The organism is Pseudomonas sp. Pse1 (assembly GCF_024519635.1).
Taxonomy (GTDB): domain Bacteria; phylum Pseudomonadota; class Gammaproteobacteria; order Pseudomonadales; family Pseudomonadaceae; genus Aquipseudomonas.
In genome coordinates, this window is the sequence record NZ_JALJRO010000003.1 from 40,987 (window position 1) to 66,657 (window position 25,671).

At 60.2% G+C, this 25,671-nt stretch carries 31 protein-coding genes and 1 riboswitch; of the genes, 15 read left to right on the forward strand and 16 right to left on the reverse strand.

Annotated elements, in window-relative coordinates; translation table 11 throughout:
* Window positions 1-43: 43 nt before the first annotated feature.
* Window positions 44-562 (forward strand): acyloxyacyl hydrolase, encoded by a 519-nt coding sequence (locus NR126_RS05245; RefSeq protein ID WP_027619494.1) that lies wholly within the window; start codon window positions 44-46, stop codon window positions 560-562.
* A 6-nt stretch (window positions 563-568) separates the two neighbouring features.
* Here the strand turns inward: NR126_RS05245 and NR126_RS05250 are convergent, their stop codons facing one another.
* The 6 genes from NR126_RS05250 to NR126_RS05275 all read right to left on the reverse strand — a co-directional run bounded on the left by NR126_RS05250 (window position 569) and on the right by NR126_RS05275 (window position 6,323).
* Window positions 569-874, reverse strand: coding sequence for a YkgJ family cysteine cluster protein (locus NR126_RS05250; protein WP_027619495.1), 306 nt, complete (start codon window positions 872-874; stop codon window positions 569-571).
* 95 nt (window positions 875-969) lie between these two features.
* Window positions 970-1,752, reverse strand: coding sequence for an SDR family oxidoreductase (locus tag NR126_RS05255; RefSeq protein WP_256829834.1), 783 nt, complete (start codon window positions 1,750-1,752; stop codon window positions 970-972).
* Window positions 1,753-1,815: 63 nt separating this feature from the next.
* A complete protein-coding gene (gene phrB, locus NR126_RS05260; RefSeq protein WP_256829835.1) occupies window positions 1,816-3,261 on the reverse strand; it encodes a deoxyribodipyrimidine photo-lyase in 1,446 nt (481 codons plus the stop codon).
* Window positions 3,262-3,281: 20 nt separating this feature from the next.
* On the reverse strand, window positions 3,282-4,226 hold the full coding sequence (locus NR126_RS05265; RefSeq protein ID WP_027619498.1) for a MerR family transcriptional regulator: 945 nt from the start codon (window positions 4,224-4,226) through the stop codon (window positions 3,282-3,284).
* Window positions 4,227-5,189, reverse strand: a complete 963-nt coding sequence (locus tag NR126_RS05270) for a DUF523 and DUF1722 domain-containing protein (protein WP_256829836.1) — start codon at window positions 5,187-5,189, stop codon at window positions 4,227-4,229.
* 147 nt (window positions 5,190-5,336) lie between these two features.
* Window positions 5,337-6,323 (reverse strand): NAD(P)/FAD-dependent oxidoreductase, encoded by a 987-nt coding sequence (locus NR126_RS05275; protein WP_027619500.1) that lies wholly within the window; start codon window positions 6,321-6,323, stop codon window positions 5,337-5,339.
* Between the two features lie 196 nt (window positions 6,324-6,519).
* On the opposite strand from NR126_RS05275, the gene NR126_RS05280 reads away from it, so the two are divergent.
* Both NR126_RS05280 and hemH read left to right on the forward strand, forming a co-directional pair.
* Window positions 6,520-7,422: a TIGR01777 family oxidoreductase gene (locus NR126_RS05280; RefSeq protein WP_256829837.1), complete on the forward strand. Its 903-nt coding sequence runs from the start codon at window positions 6,520-6,522 to the stop codon at window positions 7,420-7,422.
* A gap of 13 nt (window positions 7,423-7,435) precedes the next feature.
* Window positions 7,436-8,464 (forward strand): ferrochelatase, encoded by a 1,029-nt coding sequence (gene hemH / locus NR126_RS05285; RefSeq protein ID WP_027619502.1) that lies wholly within the window; start codon window positions 7,436-7,438, stop codon window positions 8,462-8,464.
* A gap of 113 nt (window positions 8,465-8,577) precedes the next feature.
* Here hemH and NR126_RS05290 read toward each other — a convergent pair whose 3' ends face one another.
* Entirely contained in the window at window positions 8,578-9,852 is a 1,275-nt protein-coding gene (locus NR126_RS05290) for a uracil-xanthine permease family protein (protein ID WP_256829838.1), read from the reverse strand.
* Window positions 9,853-9,854: 2 nt separating this feature from the next.
* Entirely contained in the window at window positions 9,855-10,493 is a 639-nt protein-coding gene (gene upp / locus NR126_RS05295) for a uracil phosphoribosyltransferase (RefSeq protein ID WP_027619504.1), read from the reverse strand.
* A 165-nt stretch (window positions 10,494-10,658) separates the two neighbouring features.
* Between upp and NR126_RS05300 the strand changes: the two genes are divergently transcribed.
* The 4 genes from NR126_RS05300 (at window position 10,659) to NR126_RS05315 (ending at window position 12,591) form a co-directional block, all read left to right on the forward strand.
* Complete coding sequence (locus NR126_RS05300) at window positions 10,659-11,216, forward strand: hypoxanthine-guanine phosphoribosyltransferase (protein ID WP_027619505.1); 558 nt, start codon at window positions 10,659-10,661, stop codon at window positions 11,214-11,216.
* 2 nt (window positions 11,217-11,218) lie between these two features.
* Entirely contained in the window at window positions 11,219-11,692 is a 474-nt protein-coding gene (locus tag NR126_RS05305) for a WbuC family cupin fold metalloprotein (protein ID WP_027619506.1), read from the forward strand.
* A gap of 49 nt (window positions 11,693-11,741) precedes the next feature.
* Window positions 11,742-12,227 (forward strand): hypothetical protein, encoded by a 486-nt coding sequence (locus NR126_RS05310; protein WP_027619507.1) that lies wholly within the window; start codon window positions 11,742-11,744, stop codon window positions 12,225-12,227.
* Between the two features lie 76 nt (window positions 12,228-12,303).
* Window positions 12,304-12,591: a PA4642 family protein gene (locus NR126_RS05315; RefSeq protein ID WP_027619508.1), complete on the forward strand. Its 288-nt coding sequence runs from the start codon at window positions 12,304-12,306 to the stop codon at window positions 12,589-12,591.
* A 68-nt stretch (window positions 12,592-12,659) separates the two neighbouring features.
* Here the strand turns inward: NR126_RS05315 and mqo are convergent, their stop codons facing one another.
* Window positions 12,660-14,168, reverse strand: a complete 1,509-nt coding sequence (gene mqo / locus NR126_RS05320) for a malate dehydrogenase (quinone) (protein WP_027619509.1) — start codon at window positions 14,166-14,168, stop codon at window positions 12,660-12,662.
* Window positions 14,169-14,851: 683 nt separating this feature from the next.
* Entirely contained in the window at window positions 14,852-15,085 is a 234-nt protein-coding gene (locus NR126_RS05325) for a hypothetical protein (protein WP_027619510.1), read from the reverse strand.
* Window positions 15,086-15,267: 182 nt separating this feature from the next.
* Between NR126_RS05325 and NR126_RS05330 the strand changes: the two genes are divergently transcribed.
* Window positions 15,268-15,852 carry a YajG family lipoprotein gene (locus NR126_RS05330; RefSeq protein ID WP_027619511.1) on the forward strand — a complete coding sequence of 195 codons (585 nt, stop codon included), beginning with the start codon at window positions 15,268-15,270 and terminating at the stop codon, window positions 15,850-15,852.
* Window positions 15,853-15,937: 85 nt separating this feature from the next.
* Here the strand turns inward: NR126_RS05330 and NR126_RS05335 are convergent, their stop codons facing one another.
* A complete protein-coding gene (locus tag NR126_RS05335) occupies window positions 15,938-16,144 on the reverse strand; it encodes a hypothetical protein (RefSeq protein ID WP_027619512.1) in 207 nt (68 codons plus the stop codon).
* A gap of 177 nt (window positions 16,145-16,321) precedes the next feature.
* Between NR126_RS05335 and NR126_RS05340 the strand changes: the two genes are divergently transcribed.
* Entirely contained in the window at window positions 16,322-16,606 is a 285-nt protein-coding gene (locus tag NR126_RS05340; protein ID WP_027619513.1) for a hypothetical protein, read from the forward strand.
* A 57-nt stretch (window positions 16,607-16,663) separates the two neighbouring features.
* Here the strand turns inward: NR126_RS05340 and NR126_RS05345 are convergent, their stop codons facing one another.
* Window positions 16,664-17,830 carry a 1-acyl-sn-glycerol-3-phosphate acyltransferase gene (locus NR126_RS05345; protein ID WP_033866276.1) on the reverse strand — a complete coding sequence of 389 codons (1,167 nt, stop codon included), beginning with the start codon at window positions 17,828-17,830 and terminating at the stop codon, window positions 16,664-16,666.
* Between the two features lie 140 nt (window positions 17,831-17,970).
* On the opposite strand from NR126_RS05345, the gene NR126_RS05350 reads away from it, so the two are divergent.
* The 4 genes from NR126_RS05350 to NR126_RS05365 all read left to right on the forward strand — a co-directional run bounded on the left by NR126_RS05350 (window position 17,971) and on the right by NR126_RS05365 (window position 20,004).
* Window positions 17,971-18,153 carry a CPXCG motif-containing cysteine-rich protein gene (locus tag NR126_RS05350; RefSeq protein WP_027619515.1) on the forward strand — a complete coding sequence of 61 codons (183 nt, stop codon included), beginning with the start codon at window positions 17,971-17,973 and terminating at the stop codon, window positions 18,151-18,153.
* A gap of 9 nt (window positions 18,154-18,162) precedes the next feature.
* Window positions 18,163-18,423 (forward strand): putative signal transducing protein, encoded by a 261-nt coding sequence (locus NR126_RS05355; RefSeq protein ID WP_027619516.1) that lies wholly within the window; start codon window positions 18,163-18,165, stop codon window positions 18,421-18,423.
* A 35-nt stretch (window positions 18,424-18,458) separates the two neighbouring features.
* A complete protein-coding gene (locus NR126_RS05360) occupies window positions 18,459-19,079 on the forward strand; it encodes an SOS response-associated peptidase (protein WP_256829842.1) in 621 nt (206 codons plus the stop codon).
* Between the two features lie 109 nt (window positions 19,080-19,188).
* A complete protein-coding gene (locus NR126_RS05365) occupies window positions 19,189-20,004 on the forward strand; it encodes a M48 family metallopeptidase (protein ID WP_256829843.1) in 816 nt (271 codons plus the stop codon).
* A gap of 58 nt (window positions 20,005-20,062) precedes the next feature.
* Here NR126_RS05365 and NR126_RS05370 read toward each other — a convergent pair whose 3' ends face one another.
* The 3 genes from NR126_RS05370 to NR126_RS05380 form a co-directional block, all read right to left on the reverse strand.
* The gene (locus NR126_RS05370) at window positions 20,063-20,644 is read right to left on the reverse strand and encodes a TMEM165/GDT1 family protein (RefSeq protein WP_177327266.1); all 582 of its coding nucleotides are present in this window, start codon (window positions 20,642-20,644) and stop codon (window positions 20,063-20,065) included.
* Window positions 20,645-20,737: 93 nt separating this feature from the next.
* Window positions 20,738-20,859, reverse strand: a riboswitch (yybP-ykoY riboswitch).
* Between the two features lie 52 nt (window positions 20,860-20,911).
* Window positions 20,912-21,910, reverse strand: a complete 999-nt coding sequence (locus NR126_RS05375) for a class I SAM-dependent methyltransferase (protein ID WP_027619520.1) — start codon at window positions 21,908-21,910, stop codon at window positions 20,912-20,914.
* Window positions 21,911-21,943: 33 nt separating this feature from the next.
* A complete protein-coding gene (locus NR126_RS05380; RefSeq protein WP_256829844.1) occupies window positions 21,944-22,909 on the reverse strand; it encodes a 2-hydroxyacid dehydrogenase in 966 nt (321 codons plus the stop codon).
* 91 nt (window positions 22,910-23,000) lie between these two features.
* Between NR126_RS05380 and NR126_RS05385 the strand changes: the two genes are divergently transcribed.
* Window positions 23,001-23,630 carry a LysE family translocator gene (locus NR126_RS05385; protein WP_027619522.1) on the forward strand — a complete coding sequence of 210 codons (630 nt, stop codon included), beginning with the start codon at window positions 23,001-23,003 and terminating at the stop codon, window positions 23,628-23,630.
* Here NR126_RS05385 and NR126_RS05390 read toward each other — a convergent pair.
* Window positions 23,614-24,387: a helix-turn-helix domain-containing protein gene (locus NR126_RS05390; RefSeq protein ID WP_105754801.1), complete on the reverse strand. Its 774-nt coding sequence runs from the start codon at window positions 24,385-24,387 to the stop codon at window positions 23,614-23,616. The two genes, NR126_RS05385 and NR126_RS05390, sit on opposite strands and share 17 nt — an antisense overlap.
* Before the next feature lie 85 nt (window positions 24,388-24,472).
* Between NR126_RS05390 and NR126_RS05395 the strand changes: the two genes are divergently transcribed.
* Window positions 24,473-25,657, forward strand: a complete 1,185-nt coding sequence (locus NR126_RS05395) for an MFS transporter (protein WP_105754800.1) — start codon at window positions 24,473-24,475, stop codon at window positions 25,655-25,657.
* Window positions 25,658-25,671: the final 14 nt, after the last annotated feature.

Below are 25,671 nucleotides of genomic sequence, written 5' to 3' on the forward strand. Positions count from 1 at the left end.
GAACAAAAACTCTAAAAGTCGTTCGCAAAAAAGGATGTTTCCTATGAGGCAAGTGTTCTGTCTGGCTGCGCTTGCGGCCGCGTTGTTGGGGAATAGTTTCAGCGTCCAGGCAGCGGGCGTGGAGTTCGGGGTAGGTCAGACGAGTGATTCGACCATGACCTATCGCCTGGGGATGCAATCCGATTGGGACAAGAGCTGGTGGCAAACCGATGTCGGGCGCCTGACTGGCTACTGGAGCGGGGCGTACACGTTCTGGGATGGTGACAAAGAGGCGAGCAACCACAGCCTGTCATTCTCGCCGGTGCTGGTCTACGAATTCGCCGGCGATAGCGTCAAACCTTACGTCGAAGCCGGGATCGGCGTTGCGCTCTTCGCGCATACTCAAGTCGAGGACAACAAACTCGGCTCGGCCTTCCAGTTCGAGGACCGCTTCGGGTTCGGCCTGCGCTTTGCCGGGGGGCACGAAGTCGGGATACGCGCCACGCATTACTCCAACGCGGGGATCAGCAATCCGAACGACGGTGTCGAGAGCTACGCCCTGCATTACACGATGCCGCTGTAGGCCTGACTATTTATACGCCGTGGCGATGCCCCGGCGTTCTTCCAGGCACTCAGGTGCGCCCATCTCGAACTCGCGGCAAATCAGCGGACGCTGTTCGTAGATCGTGCACAGCATGGTGTCGCGATCCAGCGCCGCGCACCAGCCGTCATCCAGACGCAGCATGACTTCGCCGCCCCAATCGTCGGTATCGATATAACGTTCAGGCACACCGGTGTCGGTAATCAGCATCACTTCAAGCTGGCAGCAGCAGGCCGCACAGGTCGAGCAGGTGACGGCGGGGTCGACGACTTCGGTAAGGGGAATGGTGTTCATGGGCGCCAGTCTACGGCAGTGGGCGCGCACCGTGTGAACGCCCTGACGGACGCTCGATCGTCAGGCAGGCTGGCAAGACTGCCTGTGGCTGATGTTCACGGCTGTTCGTCTAGGGGCGGCAAGTGGGAGTTCCCGGGTTTGCTGATGACCAGCTCTACGCCTTCGCGGCCTCCCGACAATGGCCAGAGTGCAGGCATGGATAGGGGCGGCAGAGTGATCTGCAGTGGGCGCTGTTTGAGCTCTTCGACGATGTGACAGGCTGTCGCCTCTGCAGATAGGCTCAGTGGCACTGGGTCGGCCCGGTTGTCGGCTACCAGGCTGTCGGCGGTGCCGGGGCTGGCGAGGGTCACTTCAATGCCTTCGGGAGCCAGGTCAATTCGTACGGATTCGAACAGATGGCGCAGGCCGGCTATTGCACTGCCTTTGGCATCGGAGCGTGGCAGTGGCATCTGCGTCAATGGGCTGGCGATACCGACCAGATGCGGTGCGGTACCGGCTCGCAGTAGCGGCAGGGCGGCGTCAATGCAGAAACTGCTGGCGAGTAGATTGGTGCGTACCACATGTTCACTGAACGATGGATCGAACTGCTTGGCTTCGACGTACTCGCAAGTGCCCGCATTCAGTATGACCGTGTCCAGCGAGCCCCAATCGTCCATGATCTGTTCAGCGATCTCGCGCACGGTCTGACTGTTGGTCAGGTCGCCGGGCAGCACCAGCACCTGGCCCGGGTAGTTCTGGGCGAGGGCTTTGAGTGGCGTCGCGGTGCGTGCGCTGAGGGCTAGATGCACGCCAGCTTTGAGTAACTGCTCGGCCAAGGCTGCGCCCAAGCCATTGCCGGCGCCTGTTAGCCAATACCGCCGGGGTCTGGTCAGACTCATACTGCACTCCTGGTCTGGCTGATTGTCCATCCTGAAACGTCAGGGGTAATGTGCTACGCGAGGTTAGTCATGCACACCTGCGGCATCCATTCGGGTTGGCAGATTTTTGAATGCGGCCAGGGCTCGCTCGCGTGATTGTCCGAGGTTGACGATCGGCAAGGGATAATCCGCCACGCCAAACAACCCGCCCATATTGGCCGGGTTGTGGATATCTTTTTTGTTCAAGCCCGCCAGCTCTGGTAACCAGTGCTTGATGAACAGGCCTTCGCTGTCGAATTTTTCCGATTGGCTCAGCGGGTTGAAAATGCGGAAGTAGGGCGCCGAGTCGGTGCCGGTTGAGGAACTCCATTGCCAGCCGCCGTTGTTGGCGGCCAGGTCGCCATCGATCAGGTGACGCATGAAGAAACGCTCACCTTCGCGCCAATCGATCAGCAGGTTCTTGGTCAGGAACATGGCCACCACCATCCGCAACCGGTTATGCATCCAGCCGGTTTCCAGCAGTTGGCGCATCGCCGCGTCGATGATCGGCAAGCCGGTGCGCGCTTCTTTCCAGGCAGCCAGATCTTCAGGAGCGTGACGCCAGGCCAGGGCTTCGGTTTCCGGGCGAAATGCGCGATGTCGGGAGACGCGTGGGTAACCGACGAGGATATGTTTATAGAACTCTCGCCAGAGCAGTTCATTTATCCAAGTCACGACGCCGACGCTCCCGCTCTCGAACTCACCCTGATTGCTTTGCAGAGCGGCGTGCAAACATTGACGGGGTGAGAGGATGCCGGCAGCCAGGTAGGTCGACAGCTGGCTGGTGCCGGGCTTGGCCGGCAAGTCGCGCTCGTCCTTGTAGTAATCGATCTGAGCGTCAGTGAATTCGTTCAGGCGGCGCTGTGCTTCTGCTTCGCCTGCCGGCCACAAGGCGCGCAAGTGCGCGCTCGGCGTTGGGAAGTCATCGAGTTGTTCAGGAATCGAGTCGGAGTCGATGCCTGTTGGGGCCTGGGTTTTTGGCGGTGCGACCAACTGCGGCAGGCTGCCATGCAGGCGCGAATAGCAGACTTTGCGGAACTGGCTGAATACCTGGAAATAGGTCCCGGTCCGGGTCAGCACACTACCCGGCTGGAACAACAGTTGATCGAGATAGTTGTGCCAGGCGATGCCGGCGGTCTCCAGTGCCTGGCGCACGGCGGCGTCGCGACGGGTTTCGTGCACGCCGTACTCATCATTGGCATGCACCGCCTCGACCCCAAGCTCATCACACAAACCGGCCAGAACCCGGGGAGCGTCGTCCCAGTGCGAGGCCTCGCGGATCAGCAGCGGGATATTCAATCTGGCCAGGGTCTGGCTCAGATCGCGCAGATTGCGCAGCCAGAAATCCACCTTGCACGGTGCATCGTCGTGGGCCAGCCATTGTGCAGGGCTTAACAAATAGACCGCGACACAAGGACCACGGACCGCCGCGGCACTCAAGGCGGTGTTGTCATGCACGCGCAGGTCGCTGCGCAGCCAGATCAGTTGCAAGCTTGAAACTCCCCGAGACATTAAATCAGCCCTCGCTGGATCAATACCTGATGGGCCGACAAGGGATCTTCAGCCAGGTACACATTGACCATTTCGTGGGTAATCGCCGACAACTCATTGCTGTGGATAGTCACAGTGGATCCGGCGATTAGCGTTGGGCATCTGGAAGCGTTCAGAAGTTTCACCAGGTTTTTAAGGTTGCTCGTCCTGCTCGAATACAGCAGGGCGACACGGGCTTGAAGGTGGTCGGTTGCCAGCGCAAGCTCTGCGGCCGGTAATGGGCCGTCAAACACTTCCACCGGACAATCGGCACTGCTGATGAGCCACGCAGCAAGCCATAGATGGGGTTCGAACGGCACTTCGGATTGATTGACCAGTAGTACCGGAGATCCGCGAACCTGGCGATTGTTGTGGTAGATCCGCGCGCCAAATTTGCTGCGCAACCAGCCATGGAAAAAGGTGCGCTCCATCTGTGCGCCAAACAGTCCTTGCCAGCGCTGTTCGAGTTCAGCCAGCAACGGCAGCAACAGTTGTTCGCACAGGGTGCGTGGCGGATAGAGGGCCATGGCCTGATTGAACAGATCGTCGACCTGACGCTCAGCCAGCTTGCCGATAGCCTGCACCAGGTTCTGGCGCAACTGTTGCCAGTCGTTTTCCACCGGCGGGACGAGTGCATGGTTGTTGTCGAGCAGTGCCTTGACCTGACTGACCGCTACGCCGCGGTTGAGCCAAGTCAGGACGTCCTGAATGCGTTGGACATGCTCGCTGGAAAACAGCCGGTGTCCCTTGGGTGTACGCAGCGGTACGACCAGGCCGTAGCGTCGCTCCCAGGCTCGCAACGTGACGGCGTTGACGCCGGTCAGTCGAGCCACCTCGCGTATTGGCAGCCAACCTTCGTCCAGCGCCTTTTGGTAGTCGGCGCCGGGGTTGTCGGTAAGCGGTGGCGTTGCGGATGAGCTGTTCATTCAGATCGCATTTCTCAGGCTGAGATTTTCCGGATGAGGCTGCAGGTAAACCTGTTGTGCGATGTAGGGATCGGGGTGATGGCGCAGGTGGTGCTTGAGCAGAGTCAAGGGCACCACCAGCGGCACAATGCCCTGGCGGTATTGGCCAATGACGTGCTGGATTTCCTGTTTGTCTTCGCGGCTGATGCTTTGTTTGAAGTAGCCACTCAGGTGCTGCAGCACGTTGCTGTGGGTGCCGCGGGTCGCGCACTGCTTAAGTGCGGTCATCAATGCGCTGAAATAACGTGGGCCGAGTTCTCTGGCGTCGGTCGTGCCCATGTCGCCCAGTAGTTTGCCCAAGGCTTTGTATTGCACCGGGTTATGGGCCATGAGCTGGTATTTGTAGCGTGCATGGAAGTCGGTCAGGCTGCGGCGGCTCAAGCCGTTTCGCAGCAGCTCCTGCCAGGCGGAGTAGGCAAAGACCCGGGTCAGAAAGTTTTCACGCAGTACCGGGTCGTTGAGTCGTCCGTCTTCTTCCACCGGCAGGTCTGGGTGCCGATCGCAGAACGCCCTGGCATAAATGCCACGGGTGCCGCCGTCTTGCACGTGGCCCCTGGGATGGTAGAGCTTGACCCGCTCCAGCCCGCAGGAGGGGGACTTCTGCATGAAGATATAGCCGCAGATATCTGCCAACTCGTTCGCCATGCGGTGACCGTAGTCGGCCAGCGGTTGGGTGACATCCAGTTGGGCGTCCACGGTACCGATGGCGCGAGGTTGGTGTGCGTCGCCGACGAGGCGAATCGGCTCGCGAGGGATTCCCAGTCCGATTGCAACTTCAGGGCATACCGGGACGAAATCGAAATAGTCACGGAGGACTTCACTGCACAGCCGGGAGTTTTTATGCCCGGCGTTGTAGCGCACCTCGGCACCCAGCAGGCAGGCACTGATGGCTATCTTCGGTTTGTTGGGGCGTTCGCTGGACATCGATGGCTTCTCATTAAACCTGTACAGATTTATATTTCTGTACAACATGGCTTAATCATAGAACCAAGGGTCTACAAGTCAATTTTTTTGTATAGGTTTTCGCGAGGCTGCTGTCCGGGCGTCAGCAGCTGGCGAGGAAATACGACTTTACTGCAGGTGTTCGTGCAACCGGCGTGCGGCTTCCTGACCGCTTAGCCAGGCACCTTCTACGCGACCCGAAAGGCACCAGTCACCACAGGCATACAAGCCCAGGTCGGCGTCGGCGAGCACCCCCCATTCATGGCTGCTGGCGGGGCGGGCGTACAGCCAGCGATGGGCCAGGCTGAAAGTCGGGGCGGGCATCGCACTGTGCAGCAGTTCGGCGAAAGCACCGTGCAGTTGTTCAATCACCGCTTCCTTGGACAGGTCGATATGTTGCCGACTCCAGTTGCTGGTGGCGTGGAGGATCCAGGTGTCATGGCTGCTGTCGCGGCCAGGTTTGCTGCGATTGCACGCCAGCCAGTCGAGGGGGCTGTCCTGGACGAAGCAGCCTTGCATATCGGTGTCGAGCGGTGTGTCGAACGCCAGTGCAACCGCCCAGGTCGGGTCCATTTTAACCCCGGCCGCCACTCCGGCGAGTTTCGGTGCGGCCGCCAGCAGGGCCGTCGCCTGAGGTGCAGGCGTGGCGATGATCACATGGCTGAAGGGACCATGGGTAAAGCCTTCGGCGTCTTGCAGATGCCAATGTTCTTCACCGCGAAAGACTTCGGTGATCCGGCAGGCGAAATGCACTTCCTGGTCACCGATAAGGCCACGGGTAATAGCGCTCATGCGCGGAGTGCCGACCCAGCGAGTCTGCTCGTCAGGCGAAGGGCTCAGTTGGCCGCCTTGAAAATTGTACAGTTGCGGCGTCCACTCGGCAGCCCACCCCTGACTTTGCCAACGCTGGACTTCGGTAACAAAACGACGATCGCGTGCGGTGAAATATTGCGCGCCCATGTCCAGTGAACCGGCGTCGCTGCGTTTGCTCGACATCCGGCCGCCACTCCCACGGCTTTTGTCGAACAACTGCACGGTATACCCGGTCTTCTGCAAAGCCTGGGCGGCGGAGAGCCCGGCGATGCCGGTGCCGATGATTGCAATGGGTAGAGTCATAAGGGCCTCGTTTACCTTTCTCTACAGGCTACGCCGGGGATTAAACCTGTACAATTATATTTTTTGGTATAACTTCCAGCGTTCTGGTTCTGACCACTTGGCCTATGGTTAATCATAGAACCTGCTCGATCAGAAACGTCCCTGCTTATAAAAATAGACTAGTGATCGAGGTAAAACGCCACGCGAGGAACAAGTCATGCACATATTGCTGACCGGCGGTACTGGTTTGATCGGACGCGAGCTTTGCCGGCACTGGTCGAGCCAGGGCCACAGCTTGACGGTGTGGAGTCGCAAGCCGGAACAAGTGCCGAATTTGTGTGGCGCTCAGGTGCGCGGCATTGCCCGTCTGGAAGATTTGGGCGAGGTGCCGGTGGATGCAGTGATCAATCTGGCGGGAGCGCCGATCGCCGATCGACTCTGGACCCACCGGCGCAAGACGCTGCTATGGAGCAGTCGGATCAGCCTGACGGAAACCTTGCTGGCCTGGCTGGAGAGTCGAGGGCAAAAACCGCAGGTGCTGATTTCCGGTTCGGCCGTCGGTTGGTACGGCGACGGTGGCGAGCGTGAACTGACCGAGGATTCGCCTCCGGTCAGCGAAGACTTCGCCAGTCAGTTGTGCATCGCCTGGGAGGAAACCGCACAGCGTGCCGAAGCCTTGGGCATGCGCGTGGTATTGATACGAACCGGTTTGGTGCTGTCGGCGCAGGGCGGCTTTTTGTCGCGCCTGTTACTGCCCTTCAAAGCCGGGCTGGGCGGGCCTATCGGCAATGGTCGGCAGTGGATGCCGTGGATTCATATCGATGATCAAATCGGCCTGATTGATTTTCTTCTGCATCAGAATTCGACCAGCGGTCCCTATAATGCCTGCGCGCCAAAACCGGTACGCAATCGCGAGTTTGCCAAGACCCTGGCCGCTGTTCTGCACCGGCCGGCGTTTATGCCCATGCCAGCTTTCGCACTGAAGGTTGGCCTTGGCGAGTTGTCCCTGTTGCTGCTGGGTGGCCAGCGCGCGACGCCGGCGCGGTTGCTGGCGGCGGGGTACATTTTTCGTTTCACTGATTTGCGCGCGGCTCTGGATGACCTGTCCAGCCGCCTTTGAAATAGGACGTTGCATGACCGATCACGCGTTGCTCCTGGTCAATCTGGGTTCGCCCGCTTCCACTCAGGTGGCGGACGTGCGCAGCTACCTCAATCAATTCCTTATGGACCCTTACGTGATTGACCTGCCGTGGCCGGTGCGGCGGTTGCTGGTGTCGCTGATCCTGATCAAGCGTCCCGAGCAATCGGCCCATGCCTATGCTTCGATCTGGTGGGACGAGGGCTCGCCACTGGTGGTACTCAGCAAGCGCCTGCAGCAGGCAATGACGACGCAGTGGACTCATGGCCCGGTGGAGTTGGCCATGCGCTACGGCGAGCCGTCGATCGAAACGGTGCTCACCCGCCTGGCTGCGCAGGGCATTCGCAAGATCACTCTGGCGCCGCTGTATCCACAGTTCGCCGACAGCACCGTGACCACGGTGATAGAGGAGGCGAAGCGGGTGGTGCGCGAGAAAAAGCTCGCCGTGCAATTCTCGATTCTCCAGCCGTTCTACGATCAGGCCGAATACATCGAGGCGCTCGCGGCCAGCGCCCAGCCTTACCTGGAACAGGACTACGATCACCTGTTGCTGAGCTTCCATGGCCTGCCAGAGCGGCACCTGAAAAAGCTTAATCCAGGTCATTGCTTCGAGGCGGATGGCAATTGTTGCGCCCGGGCGCCTGCCGAAGTGGTTGCCACCTGTTATCGCGCGCAATGCCTGCGCACCGCGGCCGCTTTTGCCAAACGTCTGGGCTTGCCGGACGGCAAATGGTCGGTGGCATTCCAATCGCGACTGGGCCGGGCAAAGTGGATCGAGCCTTACACCGAGGCGCGTCTTGATGAGCTGGGCAAAAGCGGCGCGAAGAAGATCCTCGTGATGTGCCCGGCGTTCGTCGCCGATTGCATCGAGACTCTGGAGGAAATTGGTGATCGTGGCCTGGAACAGTTCCGCGAGGCCGGAGGCGAGGAGTTGGTGCTGGTGCCCTGTCTCAACGACAACCCGCAGTGGGCGAAGGCGTTGAACAGCTTGTGCGAGCGGGCGCCATTGGCACTATCAAACTGAACAGCGGAGTTCTTGTGGGAGCGGCGGTGCGACGATTCGACTTGCCCGCGAAAAGGCTGAGCCCGCTGCCCCAGGGTTGCTGAAAACCCTGGGGCAGCGGATTATCCAACGGCTTAAAGCAAAGGCTCATCCGGCTGCTTGTTCTTCCAGCCATCGTTGCCGGGCAGGATCAGGTTCAGTGCAATTGCCACAATGGCGCACAGCGCGATGCCCTTCAGGCCGAAGTCGTCCGGACCGGTACCGGTTCCAATCAGCACACCGCCAATCCCGAACACCAGGGTCACCGAGACGATCACCAGGTTACGTGCTTCGCCGAGGTCGATCTTGTGGCGGATCATGGTGTTCATGCCCACCGCAGCAATCGAACCGAACAGCAGGCAAAGAATGCCGCCCATCACCGGCACCGGAATGCTCTGCAGCAGCGCGCCGAACTTACCGATAAATGCCAGGCTGATGGCGAAGATTGCCGCCCAGGTCATGATTTTCGGGTTGTAGTTTTTGGTCAACATCACCGCGCCAGTCACTTCGGCGTAGGTGGTGTTGGGCGGGCCGCCAAGCATGCCGGCGGCAGTGGTGGCGATGCCGTCACCGAACAGCGTGCGATGCAGGCCGGGTTTTTTCAGGTAGTCGCGACCAGTCACGCTGCCGACCGCGATAACCCCGCCGATGTGCTCAATGGCCGGTGCCAGCGCCACTGGAACAATGAACAGGATCGCCTGCCAGTTGAATTCGGGCGCGGTGAAGTGCGGCAGGGCGAACCAGGGCGCCGCAGCGATTTTCGCGGTGTCGACCACGCCGAAGAAAAACGCCATGGCAAAGCCCACCAGCACGCCGGAGATGATCGGCACCAGACGGAAGATGCCTTTGCCGAACACCGCCACGATCAAGGTGGTCAGCAGTGCTGGCATCGAGATCATCATTGCCGTCTGGTAATGAATCAGCTCGCTACCGTCACCGGCCTTGCCCATGGCCATGTTGGCGGCAATCGGCGCCATCGCCAGGCCGATCGAGATGATCACCGGGCCAATCACCACCGGTGGCAGCAGGCGGTCAATAAAGCCGGTGCCTTTGATCTTCACGGCCAGGCCGAGGAAGGTGTAGACGAAGCCGGCGGCCATCACGCCACCCATGGTCGCCGCGAGGCCGAACTGGCCCTTGGCGAGAATGATCGGGGTGATGAAGGCAAAGCTCGAGGCCAGAAACACGGGTACCTGGCGGCCGGTCACGAGCTGGAACAGCAGAGTCCCCAGACCCGCCGTGAACAGCGCGACGTTGGGGTCGAGGCCGGTAATCAGTGGCATCAACACCAGCGCGCCAAATGCCACGAACAGCATCTGCGCGCCAGACAAGACCTGGCGCCAGAGCGGGTCGTTGAACTCATCCTGCATGGTTACGCGTCCTTCTGCTTGGTGCCGAAGATCTTGTCGCCAGCATCGCCCAGGCCAGGAATGATGTAGCCGTGCTCGTTGAGTTTTTCGTCGATCGAGGCGGTATAGATGGTCACATCCGGGTGAGCTTTCTCGACCACGGCGATGCCTTCGGGAGCGGCGACCAGGACCATGGCGCAGATCTCCTTGCAACCGGCCTTTTTCAGCAGGTCGATGGTCGCAACCATTGAACCGCCGGTGGCCAGCATCGGGTCGATGATCATGGCCAACCGCTCGTCGATTTCCGGTACCAGTTTCTCCAGATAGGTGTGCGCTTCGAGGGTTTCCTCGTTGCGAGCCACGCCCACGGCGCTGACCTTCGCGCCCGGGATCAGGCTGAGCACGCCTTCGAGCATGCCGATGCCGGCGCGCAGGATCGGCACTACGGTAATTTTCTTGCCGGCGATTTTTTCGACCGATACGGTGCCGCACCAGCCATCAATGTCGTAGGTTTCAAGGGGCAGGTCTTTGGTGGCCTCGTAGGTCAGCAGGGCTCCGACTTCCTGAGCAAGCTCGCGGAAATTCTTCGTGCTAATGTCTGCACGGCGCATAAGGCCAAGTTTGTGTCGGATCAGCGGATGGCGGATCTCACGGATGGGCATAGGGAAAGGCTCCGGCGGCGGGCAAAAAAACCGGCCTAGATTAATCTATCCGAGGTTGTTGTCCTATAGACAATCAGTACGTTAGTCCAGAAACGCTTGATTCGACGCAGCGGGATGCGTACCTTTGCTCGCTTTTCCGAATCCGCCACCCCCTTGGAGAGCACCATGTCCGCTGATCTCGAGCATATCCGTCAAATCATGCGAGAGGCTGACTGCCTGTACACCGAAGCTGAAGTCGAGGCCGCCATTGCCCGCGTCGGTGCACACATCAACGAGCAACTGGCCGAGAGCAATCCGGTGGTGTTCTGCGTGATGAACGGCGGACTGATTTTTGCCGGCAAACTGCTGACTCATTTGCAGTTCCCGCTCGAAGCGTCCTACTTGCACGCGACCCGCTATCGCAACGAAACCAGCGGCGGCGACCTGTTCTGGAAAGCCAAGCCGGAAGTCTCTTTCATCGACCGTGACGTGCTGATCATCGATGACATCCTCGATGAAGGCCACACCTTGGGCGCGATCATCGACTTCTGCAAGCACGCCGGTGCCCGTCAGGTGCATACCGCCGTGCTGATCGACAAAGACCACCAGCGCAAGGCGCGTCCGGACCTCAAGGCCGACTTCGTTGGCTTGCCCTGCGTGGACCGCTACATCTTCGGTTATGGCATGGATTACAAAGGCTACTGGCGCAACGCCAACGGGATTTTTGCCGTTAAAGGAATGTAAGCATGACGACGCCCAGCTTTCTTGATCAAGCCCTGTTCGCGCAACTGGCCGAGAAGGCTGCGGCCAGTCCCCGCGGTCGCCAGCATCACAACTTCCATCAGATGGAAGAGCCTTGCCACCGCATGGCCGTGGGTTTGCAGCCGTCGACCTACATCCCTCCGCACCGCCATCTCAGTGACGACAAGGCCGAAACCCTGCTGGTGCTCAAGGGCCGCCTCGGCGTGCTGATTTTCGACGAGGCCGGCCAGGTAGTGGCCAAACGTGTCCTGGAGATGGGCGCCGATACCTTGGGCGTCGACCTGCCGGCCCGGGTCTATCACGGCCTGGTGGTGCTGGAGGCGGACAGCGTGATGTTCGAGTGCAAGTCCGGGCCCTATCGGCCGGTGGGCGAGGGTGAACATGCGCACTGGGCTCCGCGCGAAGGCGAGTCGGGTGTTGCCGAGTATCACGCCTGGATGCGCGCGCAGTTCGATTGACGCCAAGCGGCACACTGTTACAGTGCTGGGCCCCGTTCCGGAGCCCGTCATGAGCCCTTTGATTCGCAGTTGCGCCGTCCTGTTGCTGAGCTTCAGCCTGCCCCTGGCCGCCGCGCCAGCGGTAATGCACGGGCAATTTTTACCGCCGGACGACCTGAGCCTGCGCGATACCCCACCCGAGCAGCAACAATTGCTGCAGATCACCGATTATTCGGTGGTGGTAGGCAGCCAGCGCCAATCCAATCAGCAACCGATTCCAGTGACCTCGCCGGTGCTGATTCGCCTCAAGGGTAAGTCCCTGAACAAGGGCGCGAGCATCAGCCAGGTGCTGGTGAACTTCGACGGCGAAAGCAAAAGCCTGAAAAAGCCGGCCTACGACGCCGCGACCCGGACCCTCAGCCTGTATTACCCGATGGCCCAGTACCGGGTGTTAATGGACTTGCTGCGCAACGACACGCTGTACTGCCAATTCCTCAGCTATGCCAACGGCCACATCTGGGCCGACCTGCACACGGGCACTGTACGTGCCCGCTGAAGCCTGTCGTTGAGGCTTGGGCCGGCGCAGGGGTAAACTGCCCGCCCCGTGAAATATCTGCGAGCTGGAGTCGGCAATGCGTAAAGACAAAAAACAAGTGATTGGTGACGAGATCGGCGATGGGCAGATCAAATTGTTCCTTGATTTCGAACCGGTCGATGCGACTTCACCGTCCCTGCACAAACTGATCAAGGCCTATCGTGGCCTGCGTATCGACGACTTCGAGCGCTTCCTGACGTTCTTCGTCGAAGCCGGCTACGACGTAAATGGCCTGGACGAGCATGGCAATGATTTCGTTGCCCTGATCAAGGATCAGCGCAACGCGCCGGACTACATCGAGCTGATCGAAAAAGCCCGCGGTTAAGTTTTTCCGGACCATAAAAAAACGCCCCGTTTTCTACAACAAAACGGGGCGTTTTTTATCGGCGAGGATCAAGCGAAGCTTGGGGTCTCGCTGCTGGCTTCAACCAGTTCCAGGGCGACGTTGTTCTGCGCATTGATCTTGCGATACAGCGCCGCGTCGGTTTCCAGGACCTTTTCCCGCGCCGGGAAGATCTCCGCCAGCTTGGCTGCCCACTCACCTTTGGCCTTGCTCGGGAAGCACTTCTCGATCAGCTCAAGCATGATCGAAACGGTCACCGAAGCGCCTGGCGAGGCGCCGAGCAGGGCGGCCAGGGAACCGTCCTTGGCGGCGACCAGTTCGGTACCGAATTGCAGGATGCCGCCTTTTTTCGGGTCTTTCTTGATGATCTGCACCCGTTGGCCGGCCACTTCCAGGCGCCAGTCTTCGGCTTTCGCCTCGGGGTAGAAGCGACGCAGGGATTCCAGGCGTTGCTCCATCGATTGCATCACTTCGCTGACCAGGTACTTGGTCAGGTCCATGTTGTTCTTCGCCACGGCCAGCATCGGCCCGATGTTGCCGGCGCGAACCGACATCGGCAGGTCCATGAAGGAGCCGTGCTTGAGGAACTTGGTGGTGAAGCCGGCGTAAGGTCCGAACAGCAGGGACTTCTTGCCGTCGACTACGCGGGTGTCGAGGTGCGGCACCGACATCGGCGGCGAGCCTACCGCGGCCTGGCTGTAGACCTTGGCCTGGTGATGCTTGACCACTTCCGGGTTGTCGCAGCGCAGCCATTGGCCGCTGATCGGGAAGCCGCCAAAGCCTTTGCTCTCTTCGATACCCGAAGCTTGCAGCAGCGGCAGGGCCGCGCCACCGGCGCCGAGGAAGACGAACTTGGCGTCGACTTCGCGGCTATTGCCGCTGTTGACGTCCTTGATGCTGACGGTCCAGCCATTGGCGTTGCGCTTGAGACCGGTCACGCGCTTGCAGTACTTGACCTGGGCATCGGGTGCGCTGGTCAGGTGCTTGAGCAGTTGATTGGTCAGGTTGCCGAAGTTGACGTCAGTGCCATTGATTACGCGGGTGGCGGCGAGGGTTTCGCCGGCGTCGCGACCAGGCATCATCAATGGCATCCACTCTGCCATCTTGGACTTGTCTTCGGTGTATTCCATATCAGCGAAGGCGTGGTGCTGCTTCAGGACGTTGAAGCGCTCCTTGAGGAACGACACGCCTGCGTCACCCTGCACGAAGCTCAGATGCGGAACCGGGCTGATGAAAGTCTTCGACGAGCCGAACGTGCCTTTGCGGGTCAGGTACGACCAGAACTGCTTCGACACCTCGAACTGGGTGTTGATGTGCACGGCTTTCTTGATGTCGACGCTGCCGTCCGCGGCCTGCGGCGTGTAGTTCAGCTCGCACAGGCCCGCGTGACCGGTACCGGCGTTGTTCCACGGGTTGGAACTCTCCGCGGCTCCGGAATCCATCAGCTCGACGACTTCCAGCTTGATCGCGGGGTCGAGCTCTTTGAGCAGTACGGCCAGGGTGGCACTCATGATGCCGGCCCCAACCAGTACTACGTCGACTGCTTCGTTATGCGCCATTTAACGCGTCTCCAAAATCTGCAGCACCAAATTGTCGGCATGGCTGCCAGGAGTTACGGGGCATGCTCTATAGCGCCCCAGGTCACCCATGGCCAGAATCGCCATGTCCGAATCTTCGCAATTTTTTGCAACTTCGACAGACGTCAGCTTCCGGCCCCAGGGTTCCTATGAACTCACTTCAAGGCGCGAGAGACAATTCGACTTATGGTCGATACGTCCGTTTGTGCAACCAAATCCGTAGCGGACAGGCTTCAGGCTCCGGAATTCGAGGCGTGCTCGGTCCTGTTTCGTTGGGCTGTTGTAGACGCTAATGGTGCATATTCAGACGCAAAACTATTCATTTGCTCGCCACACTCTTGTGAAGTTGTGAAAACCCGTTTTTTCACGCTCTTTTGAAGACGTGAACCTCAAAAAAGGGCTATCTGCGCCGCAGCTCAGTGGCCGAGCGTCATGACAGCTCTGGCAGATTCGCGAAAAGTGGTGATTTGCAGGAAAAACAGCAAGCTCGCCAGCTTCACTCGATCTGTGTGGGCGGCTCTCTGTGGGCGGTGCGGGGGTGTCGATACGCAGGTATCAACGGTGCTGCGAGGCCCGATCAGGAGACGTCCTTATAATCGGGGGGAGATTGTAGCGAAGAAATGCAGGGAAATGGTCGTGTTTAATGAGTTTTATTAGGCCTTCGGTCAACTCACCAGTGCCGGGTGCAACCGCGCACGTGCAACGCGCGGGCTCAGGCGGGCGCTTGCTGGCAGTGGCTGGTGCAACCAGTTGAGGCGAATTTCTTCGATTTCCACCCAACCCTCGCCCATTGGCGGTACATGGCAGTGCTTGAACGACACGCAGCAATCATTGCTGTCGAGCCGAGCGAAGTAGCGATATTTGCGACGTGGAGCGAACAGTGACAAGAGAAAGTGCATGGCGATGCCCTCGAACGGGTGACGGTGCAGAAGTTATCAGTGTGGCATGACACTCTCTTTACCAATGTCGGACAAATCTGACATTGCACAAGTCTTCAGCGGCTGTTCAGGGTTGCTGGTTTGCAGTGCGCGCGCACCGCTATACTGGCGCTCTGTTTGTGCCTGATTCTGGAGAGAAGCGCATGTTGCAACGCCTGTTGTTCGGTTTGATCACTGTGACCAGCTTGACCCTGGTTGGCTGCGCCCATAGTCCGCAGCAACTGGCTCCCGAGCCGAAGCTGACGACCCAATTGGCGCCTGTCGGCCACGGTCAGCCTGTAGTAGTACGGGTAGTGGACGGGCGTCCGTCGCCGACCCTGGGCACCCGTGGTGGCATGTACCCGGAAACCAGCGCTATCACCGTGCAGGGCGCGCAGATCCTGCCGAAGTTGCAGGCCCAGGCCGAAGCGGCCGTTCGCCTGCTGGGCTTCACCCCGACTTCCAGCGCAATGAATGCACCGCAGTTGACCGTGACCCTGGCGGAACTGAAGTATCAGTCGCCCAAAGAAGGCCTGTATGTGACTGAAGCGACCATCGGCGCGACCTTCCGCTCCGATGTGCAGAACGCCAACCGCCGCTACAGCGGTCGCTACGGTGCCTCGCTGGATCAACGTTTCGGCATGGCCCCGAACCAGGAAACCAACACCAAGTTGGTCAGCGATGTGTTGAGCGATGCACTGACGCGCCTGTTCAAGGACCCGACCATCGGTCAGATCCTCGCCGAATAATCGCGGTCAGTCATGAAAAAGCCCGGTGGCCAGAAATGGCACCGGGCTTTTTCATGCACAGGTGATTTGGATGCGCTTAAGGCGTTCACGCCGCTTGGGAGTAAAAGTCCAGAACGCTGACGCCGGTCAGCAGGTCGGTTTCCGGCAGGTCGGCGTGCTGGTGGCCGCCAAGGGCGCAATAGACCAGCCAATGGCGATCCTGAACGTTGAAGGCCAGGCTGCCGACAAGGATTTGCTGTTCGTCGGACGGCGTGATGAGGTAGAGGCGATCCTGGTTTTCAGCGTGCAGCATGACAGGCTCCATGTCAGCGGTTTCGAGGGGCGACAGACTGACCTAATTAGATGACGAAGCTGTGACGCAGGACATTAGTCCGGCGAATGTTTCGTTTTTTGTCGGAAAGCCCGGGCAGGACGTGCGGGTTTGGGTAGAATTCGCGCCGCGCTTGTCCTGTTTCATTTGAGGTTCCCGATGTCACTGCATCTCTGGTCACTGTTTTCCGCTCATCCCGCCAAGCTGATCAACCTGCTCGCCCTGCTGTTTGCCTGCCCTGGCAGCTGGTTGCTGCATGTGACGCGCCGCCGGGAGCAGCAGGCGCGCGCCACGCTCGCCGCTCAGGCCGGACGCGAAGAAGGTGATACGCGACTGCACCTGTCGAGCATCGCCACCCTGCGCATGAACCGTTTTTTCTATGCCTTTGGCTTTTCCTGTCTCGGCGTTGCATTGATGGTGTCGTGGCTCAGCACCCGGCTATGATCCAGGCGAAAAAAAACGGCGCTTATTCAGCGCCGTTTTTTTATCGCGAACCTTGCCTCACAGCGGCAACCCCGCCTTGACCCGATACTGATTGCGCACGGGTGTGGCGTACTGCAGCACCAGGAACGGACGGTGTTCCGCGGGGCAGGCGTCCAGGCGGCCCTGCCATTCTTGCTGGGCCTTGACCAGCTCTTCGGCCGGGAACAACTCGGCCGCGCGCGGCACCTGCAGTTGCGGATCGGCGTCTGTCCACTGGGCATACGCCAGGTAATGGACCGGGAACAGCCGATAGCCGCCGAGGATCTGCCGATCCATTTCGGTTGCCAGTTGCTTGGTGTCCTCGAAGCGCTCGCTGATCGGCGCAGCAAAGTTCACGTGGACCCGGCCCTTGTAGCCGGTAATGCCCTTGGCGATGCTCACGTCGTCCTCACCGGGCGCCTTGGTGTAGCTGCCGGTCGTGGCGCGGATGAACAGTTCGCGTGCCTTGTCCTGGTCGCACGGGTCGTACTCGTAGCTGATCGAGACCGGCGTCAGGTTCAGCGACTGGATGACGTCGGCGAACGGCTCGTCCTTGCGGCTCATGTGGAACATCTTGAGGATCGCCGATTCGGTACGGTCGTCACCGTCCTTGGCACGGCCTTCGGCCTGGGCAATCCAGATCGACTGGCAATCGTTGCGGATCGAGTGATTGATGTAGGCCGAGAGCAACTGATAGGCCGCCATCTTCTCGCGTCGCCCGGTGATCGAGCGGTGCACGATAAAACTCTTGTTCAGGCGCATCAGGTCGCTGACGAAAGGCTTTTGCAGCAAGTTATCGCCAATCGCGATGCGCGGCGTCGGCAGGCCGGCGTGGTACACCGCATAGTTGACGAACGCTGGATCCATGACGATGTCGCGGTGGTTGGCCAGGAACAGGTAGGCACTGCCGGATTTGAACTGCTCGACGCCGGTGTAAGTCACGCCATCGGTCGCGCGCTCGATGGTGTGGTCGACATAGTGCTCGACCTTGTCCTGCAGTGTGGCTACCGACGTGACACCGGCAAACTCACGGCGCAGCCGATGAGCTATAAGAGGTTTGAGCATCCAGCCCAGGGCCCCGGCAAAACGCGGGAAGCGAAAGTGCGTGAGGATATCTAGAAATGCCTTGTCGCTCAGCAGCCGTGCCAGCACGGCTGGGACTTCGCTGTCGTCGTAAGGTCGGATGGCATCGAATTCGCCCATCATGCTCTCTTGTTGGAAACGGCTAGGGTAAGTAATGGATTGGATCAAATCCACACAGGGTACGGTCTGAAAAATCAGCTCAAACAAAAATAGCCCTGCAAATAGACCGGCGATTATACGCACAAGTCACTTGGGAGACCGCGATGCTGGAAACCGAGCGCTACGAATGTCCTTATTGTGGTGAAGACGTCGACGCCACGCTGGATTTGTCCGCAGGTGATCAGACCTATATTGAGGACTGTCCGGTCTGTTGCCGGCCGATTACCTTCGTTCTGCAGACTGATGGTGTGGAGTGGATGCTCGAAGTTCACAGCGAAAACGAGTGAGGGGGCGCCATGCAGCGCATTTACGAGCCGGAAAACCTGATGGAAGGTGAGTTGCTTCAGGGGATGCTCGCCAGCGAAGGCGTTGAGGCGCATCTGGTGGGGCGTGATTTGCTCGGCGCGACAGGTGAGCTGCCGATATACGGGCTATTGGGCCTGGCGGTGGAAAATGACCAGGCGCAGTACGCCCGCGAGCTGATCGCCGCCTACAATGCCGCCTTGCCGCTGCCCGGCGACGAACCGGATAGCTTCCCGGGTGTGCTGGTCTGTTAGGCTGACGCTCGTTTGATCAAGAGTCGTGTTAACCCATGTGTGGACGTTTTGCCCTGTTTCGCTGGAATCCCGCGTTTGCGGCCTTGCCCGGATTTCCGGCTGATCAGCGGGCGCAGTGGAATATTTCGCCCAATGATTCGGTACTCATCCTGCGCGCCGAGGCCGGCCAGCGCACCTTGGCTCGTGCGCGTTGGGGGCTGACCCCGCCGTGGCTGACGGATATGTCGAAGACGCCGGCTCACGCCCGAGCGGAAACCGTCGCCGAGCAACCGATGTTCCGCGAGGCGTTTCGCCAGCGTCGTTGCCTGTTGCCAGCCAACGGCTTCTACGAGTGGCGTGGAACCACGCGCAAGCGACCTTATTGGCTGACGCCGGGCGAAGGTTCGTCGCTGTTTTTTGCGGCGATCTGGGAAGCCTATCCGGTGCAGGAGCAGGTGTGGCTGAGTGTGGCAGTGATCACCCAGCCGGCGGCCAGTCAGCGTCGACCGTTGATTCTCGATGCGGCAGGCCAGGAGGCCTGGCTTAATCCCGACACCCCGCTGCACACCCTTCAGGCACAGCTCGCCAGTGAGCCTGCCGTCCTGCGTGAGCGGGTGCTGGCCAATCTGGTCAATGATCCCAAACTCAATGCCCCTGAGTGCCTGACCCCGGGTTGAGCGCGAACAGCGGTTTTCTCCGGCGAAATGCCGCGTTATGCGTCTGTTACATCTGGCGCGCGGATTCGCCACCGCCTAGGATACCGCCATGTTTTCAGGGAGTAATTCAATGAACAAGATTTGGCTTGTGGGTGCACTGGGCGCCAGCCTGTTGCTGAGTGGTTGCCAGTCGGTCAATACCACCAAGAGCGGTGCGGTGGGCGTGGAGCGCTCGCAGTGGATGTTCAGCATGCTTTCGACCGATGAGGTCAACCAGATGTACGCCCAGTCGTACCAGAAGACCGTCGGCGAGGCGGGCAGCAACGGTGTGCTGGACAAGACCAGCAGCGATGCCAAACGCGTCCAGGCGATTGCCACGCGGTTGATTGCCCAGGCACCGGTGTTCCGCCCGGATGCGGCGCAATGGAATTGGGAAGTCAATTTGATCAAGAGTGACGAGCTCAATGCCAACTGCGGGCCTGGCGGCAAGATCATTTTTTACACCGGACTGATCGACAAGCTGAAACTCACCGACGACGAAATCGCCGCGATCATGGGCCATGAAATCGCCCACGCCCTGCGCGAGCACGGGCGAGAAGCGATGTCCAAGGCCTATGGCATCGAAATGGCCAAGCAGGGTGCAGGCGCCTTGCTCGGCCTTGGTCAGGACACCCTGGCGCTGGCCGATACCGTGGCCAACTACGGCATGACCCTGCCCAATAGCCGTGCCAACGAGAACGAAGCCGACCTGATCGGCCTCGAACTGTCGGCCCGCGCCGGGTATGACCCGAACGCAGCGATCACCTTGTGGAACAAGATGAGCAAGGTTTCCGAAGGTGCTCCACCGGAGTTCATGAGCACCCACCCGGCCTCCAGCAGCCGTATCGCGTCGCTGCAGGCGGCCATTCCGAAGGTTATGCCGCTCTACAACAGCGCTAAAAAGTAAGCCGCAAGCTACAAGCTGCAAGTGGGTGACACTTGCAGCTTGCCGCTAGCAGTTGCTTTCAAATCCACCCACTGGTTTGCATTGCCTTGTAAACCGCAATCAACGCCAGGACCAGGAACGCCGACGCTGCCAGGCGACGGATCAGGGTCAGCGGCAGTTTGTCGGCGGCGAAGTTGCCCGCCAATACCACCGGCACGTTGGCAATCAGCATGCCGAGGGTGGTGCCGATGATCACCAGCCACAGTTCCGGGTACTGCGCTGCGAGCATGACCGTGGCGACCTGGGTCTTGTCCCCCATCTCGGCGAGGAAGAAGGCGATCAGCGTCGTCAGGAACGGTCCGTACTTGCGCGCGCTGCTGCTCTCGTCGTCATCCATCTTGTCCGGCACCAGGGTCCACAGCGCCGTGGCGGCGAAGCTGGCGGCGAGAATCCAGTGCAGCACCGAATCGGAGAAGAACGTACTGAACCAGGCGCCGACCGCACCGGCCGCAGCGTGGTTGGCCAGGGTCGCGGCAACGATACCGGCGATGATTGGCCAGGGTTTGCGGAAGCGAGCGGCGAGAATGAGCGCGAGGAGTTGCGTCTTGTCGCCGATTTCGGCCAAGGCAACTATTGCGGTAGGAACGAGTAATGAGTCCAACATCAGGTTTTTTCCCAAGGGGCGGGTCGACACGGCTATGACACGTACAGCCTTCCCGCCCCGGGTAAGGTGTGCGTGTCATAGGTCTTGTCAAACCCTGCGGTCCGTCTGTGCGGACTCTTGGGTCGCATGCGCCATGGTCTTCGGACCAAGTATGTTGACGCATGCCGGACGAGCGTGGCGCTCGTGGGAGACTACTCCCCTAGGACGGAGCGGATTCTGCCTAGACAAAATCCTTTCGGCAAGCGTTCTTTTCCATTCCGGGTGTCAACCACGCTTGGCCCGGTAGATACGAAAACCCTGGCCCTCGGCCTTGATCGAGCAAGGCCCCAGGTGCTCTTCGATCAGTGGCTGATACTTCAGGAAGCTGTTGGCAACCAAGCGCAGTTCGCCGCCGTTTTTCAGATGTTTTGCCGCTTTTCGCAGCAAGTTCTCAGTGGCGAAGTAGTCGGTATGCACCCCGACGTGGAACGGTGGATTGCTCAGGATCGCGTTCAATCCCATGGGCGCGGCGTCGATGCCATCGCCCGTCAGGACCTCGGCTTCCAGGCCGTTGGCGGCCAATGTCAGGCGGCTGCTGGCAGCGGCAAATGCGTCGACATCAAGCAGGGTCACCGTATTGTGGGGGTAGCGGCGTTTGACTGCTGCACCCAGCACGCCGGCGCCGCAGCCGAAGTCCAGCAAGTGACCACTGGGCAATTTATCCAGGTGTTCAAGCAGCAGGGCGCTGCCGCGATCCAGGCGACCGTGGCTGAATACCCCGGGCAGACTGATGACTTTCAGCGGACCCTCAGCCAACGGCAACTCGTATTCCTGGGCCAGGCTTTCCAGGGTTTTGGCCGCCGGCGCGTTGGCCACGGTGACTTGCCACAATTGGCAGTGCCGGGCGCTGTCGAGTTTGCGCGGTTTGCCAAAGGGATTGAGTTGCTTGGCGGCGCCTTCGATGCCGCTGCGCTTTTCTCCCACCAGGAACAGTTCTCGACCGGCCAGGCGCGAGGCGAGGGCGTTGAGGATGTAATCAGTCAGGTCCTTGGACTTGGGCAGGAACAACACCGCAGCGTCGAACCCGCGCGCTGGTGCCTCGACCCCGAAGTGGCTGCGTTCGGCGAAGCGTGTATCCAGCGCCGCCTGATCACCGGCATGCCAGCACCAGCCGTGGGCCTCGGGCAATTTGCCAAACAGGTCGTCGGCGGGCAAACCGGCCAGCAGCACGTTGCCTTGAAACAATTCGGCCTGGCGAAGCAGTACTTCACTGCGCGGATCCATACTCTGCTCCTTGAAAAAAAGTGCGGCAGTTTATCAATTGACGACCCGCAGTGCTGTACCGCTGAAAAATCCAAGGGCGTTTTCCGTCAACTGGCCGACGATTCGCTGCCGTGCTTCGCGGCTGCCCCAGGCGTTGTGCGGAGTGACGATCAAGCGCGGGATGTCATTCGCCAGCAACGGATTGCCGGCAGTCGGTGGTTCGACGCTCAGCACATCGGTCGCCGCGCCACCGAGGTGACCACTGCGCAAGGCATCGGCCAGGGCCTGTTCATCGATCAAGCCGCCGCGTGCGGTGTTGACCACCAGCGCGCCGGGCTTGAGCAAGGCCAGCTCCCGTGCGCCGATAAAGTGCCGGGTATGTTCGTTGAGCGGACAGTGCAGGGTCAGGGCGTCGACTTGCGGCAGCAGTTCGTCCAGCGGCATGCGTTCAGTGCGTGCCGGGCGGCCGGGGACCTGCCCCGAAATAACCCGCATGCCAAAGGCTTCGGCCAGCCGCGCCACGGCTCCGCCCAACTCGCCATGACCCAGCAGACCGAGGGTTTTGCCTTGCAATTCGATGATCGGGTAGTCGAGCAGGCAGAACTGCTGGGCCTGTTGCCAGCGTCCTTCGCCAACGGCTTTCTGATAGTCGCTCAGTCGTGTGGCCAGGTTGAGCAGCAGCATCAGCGTGTGTTGCGCCACGGAGGGCGTCCCGTACCCCTGGCAGTTGCTCACGGTAATGCCCAGGGCGCGGGCAGCGGCGAGGTCGACGTTGTTGGTGCCGGTGGCGGCGATCAGGATCAGCTTCAGGTCCGGGCAAGCCTTGAGTGTTTCGGCATTGAGCAGCACCTTGTTGCTGATCGCCACTTCGGCGCCCTGCAGTCGTTCGATGATGTTCTGCGCGGTGGTCACGGAGCGCAGTTGCAGTTCGCTGAAGCACTGCTGCAAAGCGCTGAGGTCGAGGTCACCGAGGTCCAGCGAGTTATGGTCGAGGAATACCGCGCGGCGATTGTTTGTCATTAACTGTACCTTTTGCGCATGGGTCTGAAGGCGTAATCTGCCGAGCCTAACAGATGAAATAAATAGTTACGCTTGGCCTGAAGGAGCCTACATGTACTGGACAGAATTCTTGACCGTCGCCCTGATCCACCTGCTGGCCGTCGCCAGTCCTGGTCCGGACTTTGCCGTAGTGGTGCGCGAAGCGGTGACCCACGGTCGCCGCGCCGGCACCTGGACCGCCCTGGGGGTAGGTTGCGCGATCTTCCTGCATGTCGGTTATTCGCTGCTGGGGATCGGTCTGATCGTTTCGCAATCGATCGTGCTGTTCAACGCCCTCAAGTGGCTGGCGGCGGCCTACTTGCTGTACATCGGCTTCAAGGCGCTGCGTGCGCAACCGGCAAAACCGGCGACCGATGACCTGCACAAGGAAGCCGGCGAGCGCACTGCCCGTGGCGCCTTTACCTCGGGCTTCGTGACCAACGGCCTGAACCCCAAGGCGACGCTGTTTTTCCTCTCGCTGTTTACCGTGGTGATCAATCCGCATACGCCATTGGCGATCCAGGCCGGCTATGGCGTCTACCTGGCCGCAGCCACGGCGTTCTGGTTCTGCCTGGTGGCGATGCTGTTCAGCCAGCAGCGAGTGCGCGCCGGCTTTGCGCGCATGGGCCACTGGTTCGACCGCACCATGGGCGTGGTGCTGGTGGCGATCGGGGTGAAACTGGCCTTTACCGAGATGCATTGAGACTGCCGAGCTGATTCAGCGCGTTGAGGTACTCCCGAGGATTGTCGCCGAGCAATCGCCGGAACATCGCGCTGAACGCCCGGCCACTGCCATATCCCAGCTCATGCGCCACCTGCTGCACGCTTTCCCCGGCGAGTAGGCGGGGCAGGGCTTCCATCAGGCGCAGTTGTTGGCGCCAGGCGTTGAAATTCATCTGCAATTGCTGCTGAAACAGTCGCGCCAGGGTGCGTGAGCTGGCGCCGACCTGTTGCGCCCAGTCTTCCAGAGTATGGGCATGGTTTGGCGCTTCCAGTAACGCCAGGCAGATGCTGCGCAAGCGCCGGTCTTCGGGCATCGGGATGTGCAGCGGCAGGTTTTCCAGGTTGGCAATTTCTTCCAGCATCAACTGTTGAATCAACGGGTTTTCCGCCTGAGCGCGGCCCTGTACCGCGCGCACAATCAGTTCGCGCAGCAGCGGCGTGACCGCCAGTACGCAGCATTGCCCGAGGTTGGCCGGGCACAGTTCGGGTGCGATGAACAGCGAGCGCATGTGCACCTCGCCTGACATGAAAATCTCGTGCTCGACCCAGGGCGGAATCCACACCGCGCGGGTCGGCGGAATCACCCAGGCGCCTTGCCGGGTGACCACGCGCATGGTGCCGCACACCGCATACAGAAACTGCGCCTCGCGATGCTGGTGCAGGACCTGGTGCGCGCCATCCTGATAGTTGCGTGGGTAGGCGCTGACCGGTCCGTGGAGGAAGTGGCTGACTAACATGTCTGAATCGATGAGTTATATGGCAAGAATGCGATTTATTGCCAACTTAGCATAACGGCACAACCACAACGAATAGCGTGTCGTCATGAATCAATCGCGAAATGTCATCCGCTACATCAATGCTGCTCATGTGATCGATCACATGTTCATGCTGATTTTCCCCGCTGCCGTGCTCGGCATGACTCAGGTGTTTGCCCTGGACTACGCGGCGATGATTGGCCTGTCCCTGGGCGGCTTTATCGCCTTTGGCGCTTGCTCGCTACCGGCGGGCTGGCTCGGCGACCGCTGGAGCCGACGGCAGATGATGCTGCTGTTTTTCTTCGGCATCGGTGCCTCGGCAATCTTCACCGGCTTGAGCAGTACGCCGGCGATGCTGGTGCTGGGCTTGACACTGACCGGGGTATTTGCGGCGATTTACCACCCGGTCGGCACCGCGATGCTGGTGGCGTACGCGCAAAACCGTGGCCGCGAGATCGGCATCAATGGCATGTGGGGTAACCTCGGCGTGGCATTCTCGGCGCTGGTGACCGGTTTGTTGGTGGCGCAGTTCGGCTGGCGTTCGGCGTTCATCCTGCCAGGTGTCGTTTCCATCGTGCTGGGCATCGGTTTTGCCTTGCAGGTCCGCGAGGAACCGATCCCGGTGCGCGCACATGCTCCACTCAAGGGCGCTTCGGGCCAGCGGATTTCCATGCTCATGGTGTTCAGTGTGCTGGCGCTGGCCACGGCCACCGGTGGCGTGGTGTTCAATGCCACGACCATGACCTATCCCAAATTGTTCGAGGAGCGCCTGCACGCGCTGTTCGCCTCGCCGCAAACCCTCGGTGTGGTGGTGAGCCTGGCGTATGCCTTCGGCGCCGTGGCGCAGTTGAGTATCGGTCGGGTGCTGCATCGCTTCAGCCTGAAATGGCCATTTATCCTGCTGACCCTGTGCCAGGCGCCATTGCTGTTGGGCCTCGCTTACGTCGACGGCTGGGGAGTGATCGCACTGGGGGCCACGTTCATGTTCGTGGTATTCGGGCAGGTGACGGTAAACGATGCGATGGTTGCCAATTTCGTTTCGCCACAGTGGCAATCGCGGGTCTTCGCCTTGCGCTATTGCCTGTCGTTCGGTGCCAGTGCTACGGCGATTCCTCTGATTGCGTATGTCGAACCGCGACAGGGTTTTGTCGGCCTTTACCTGATCCTTGCCGGGTTTGCGGCACTGACCTTCGTCGCTGCGCTGGTATTCCCACGCACTCCGTCTGAAGCGGCTGTAGGACAAGTAGCCTGATAGCTGTAGTTTTT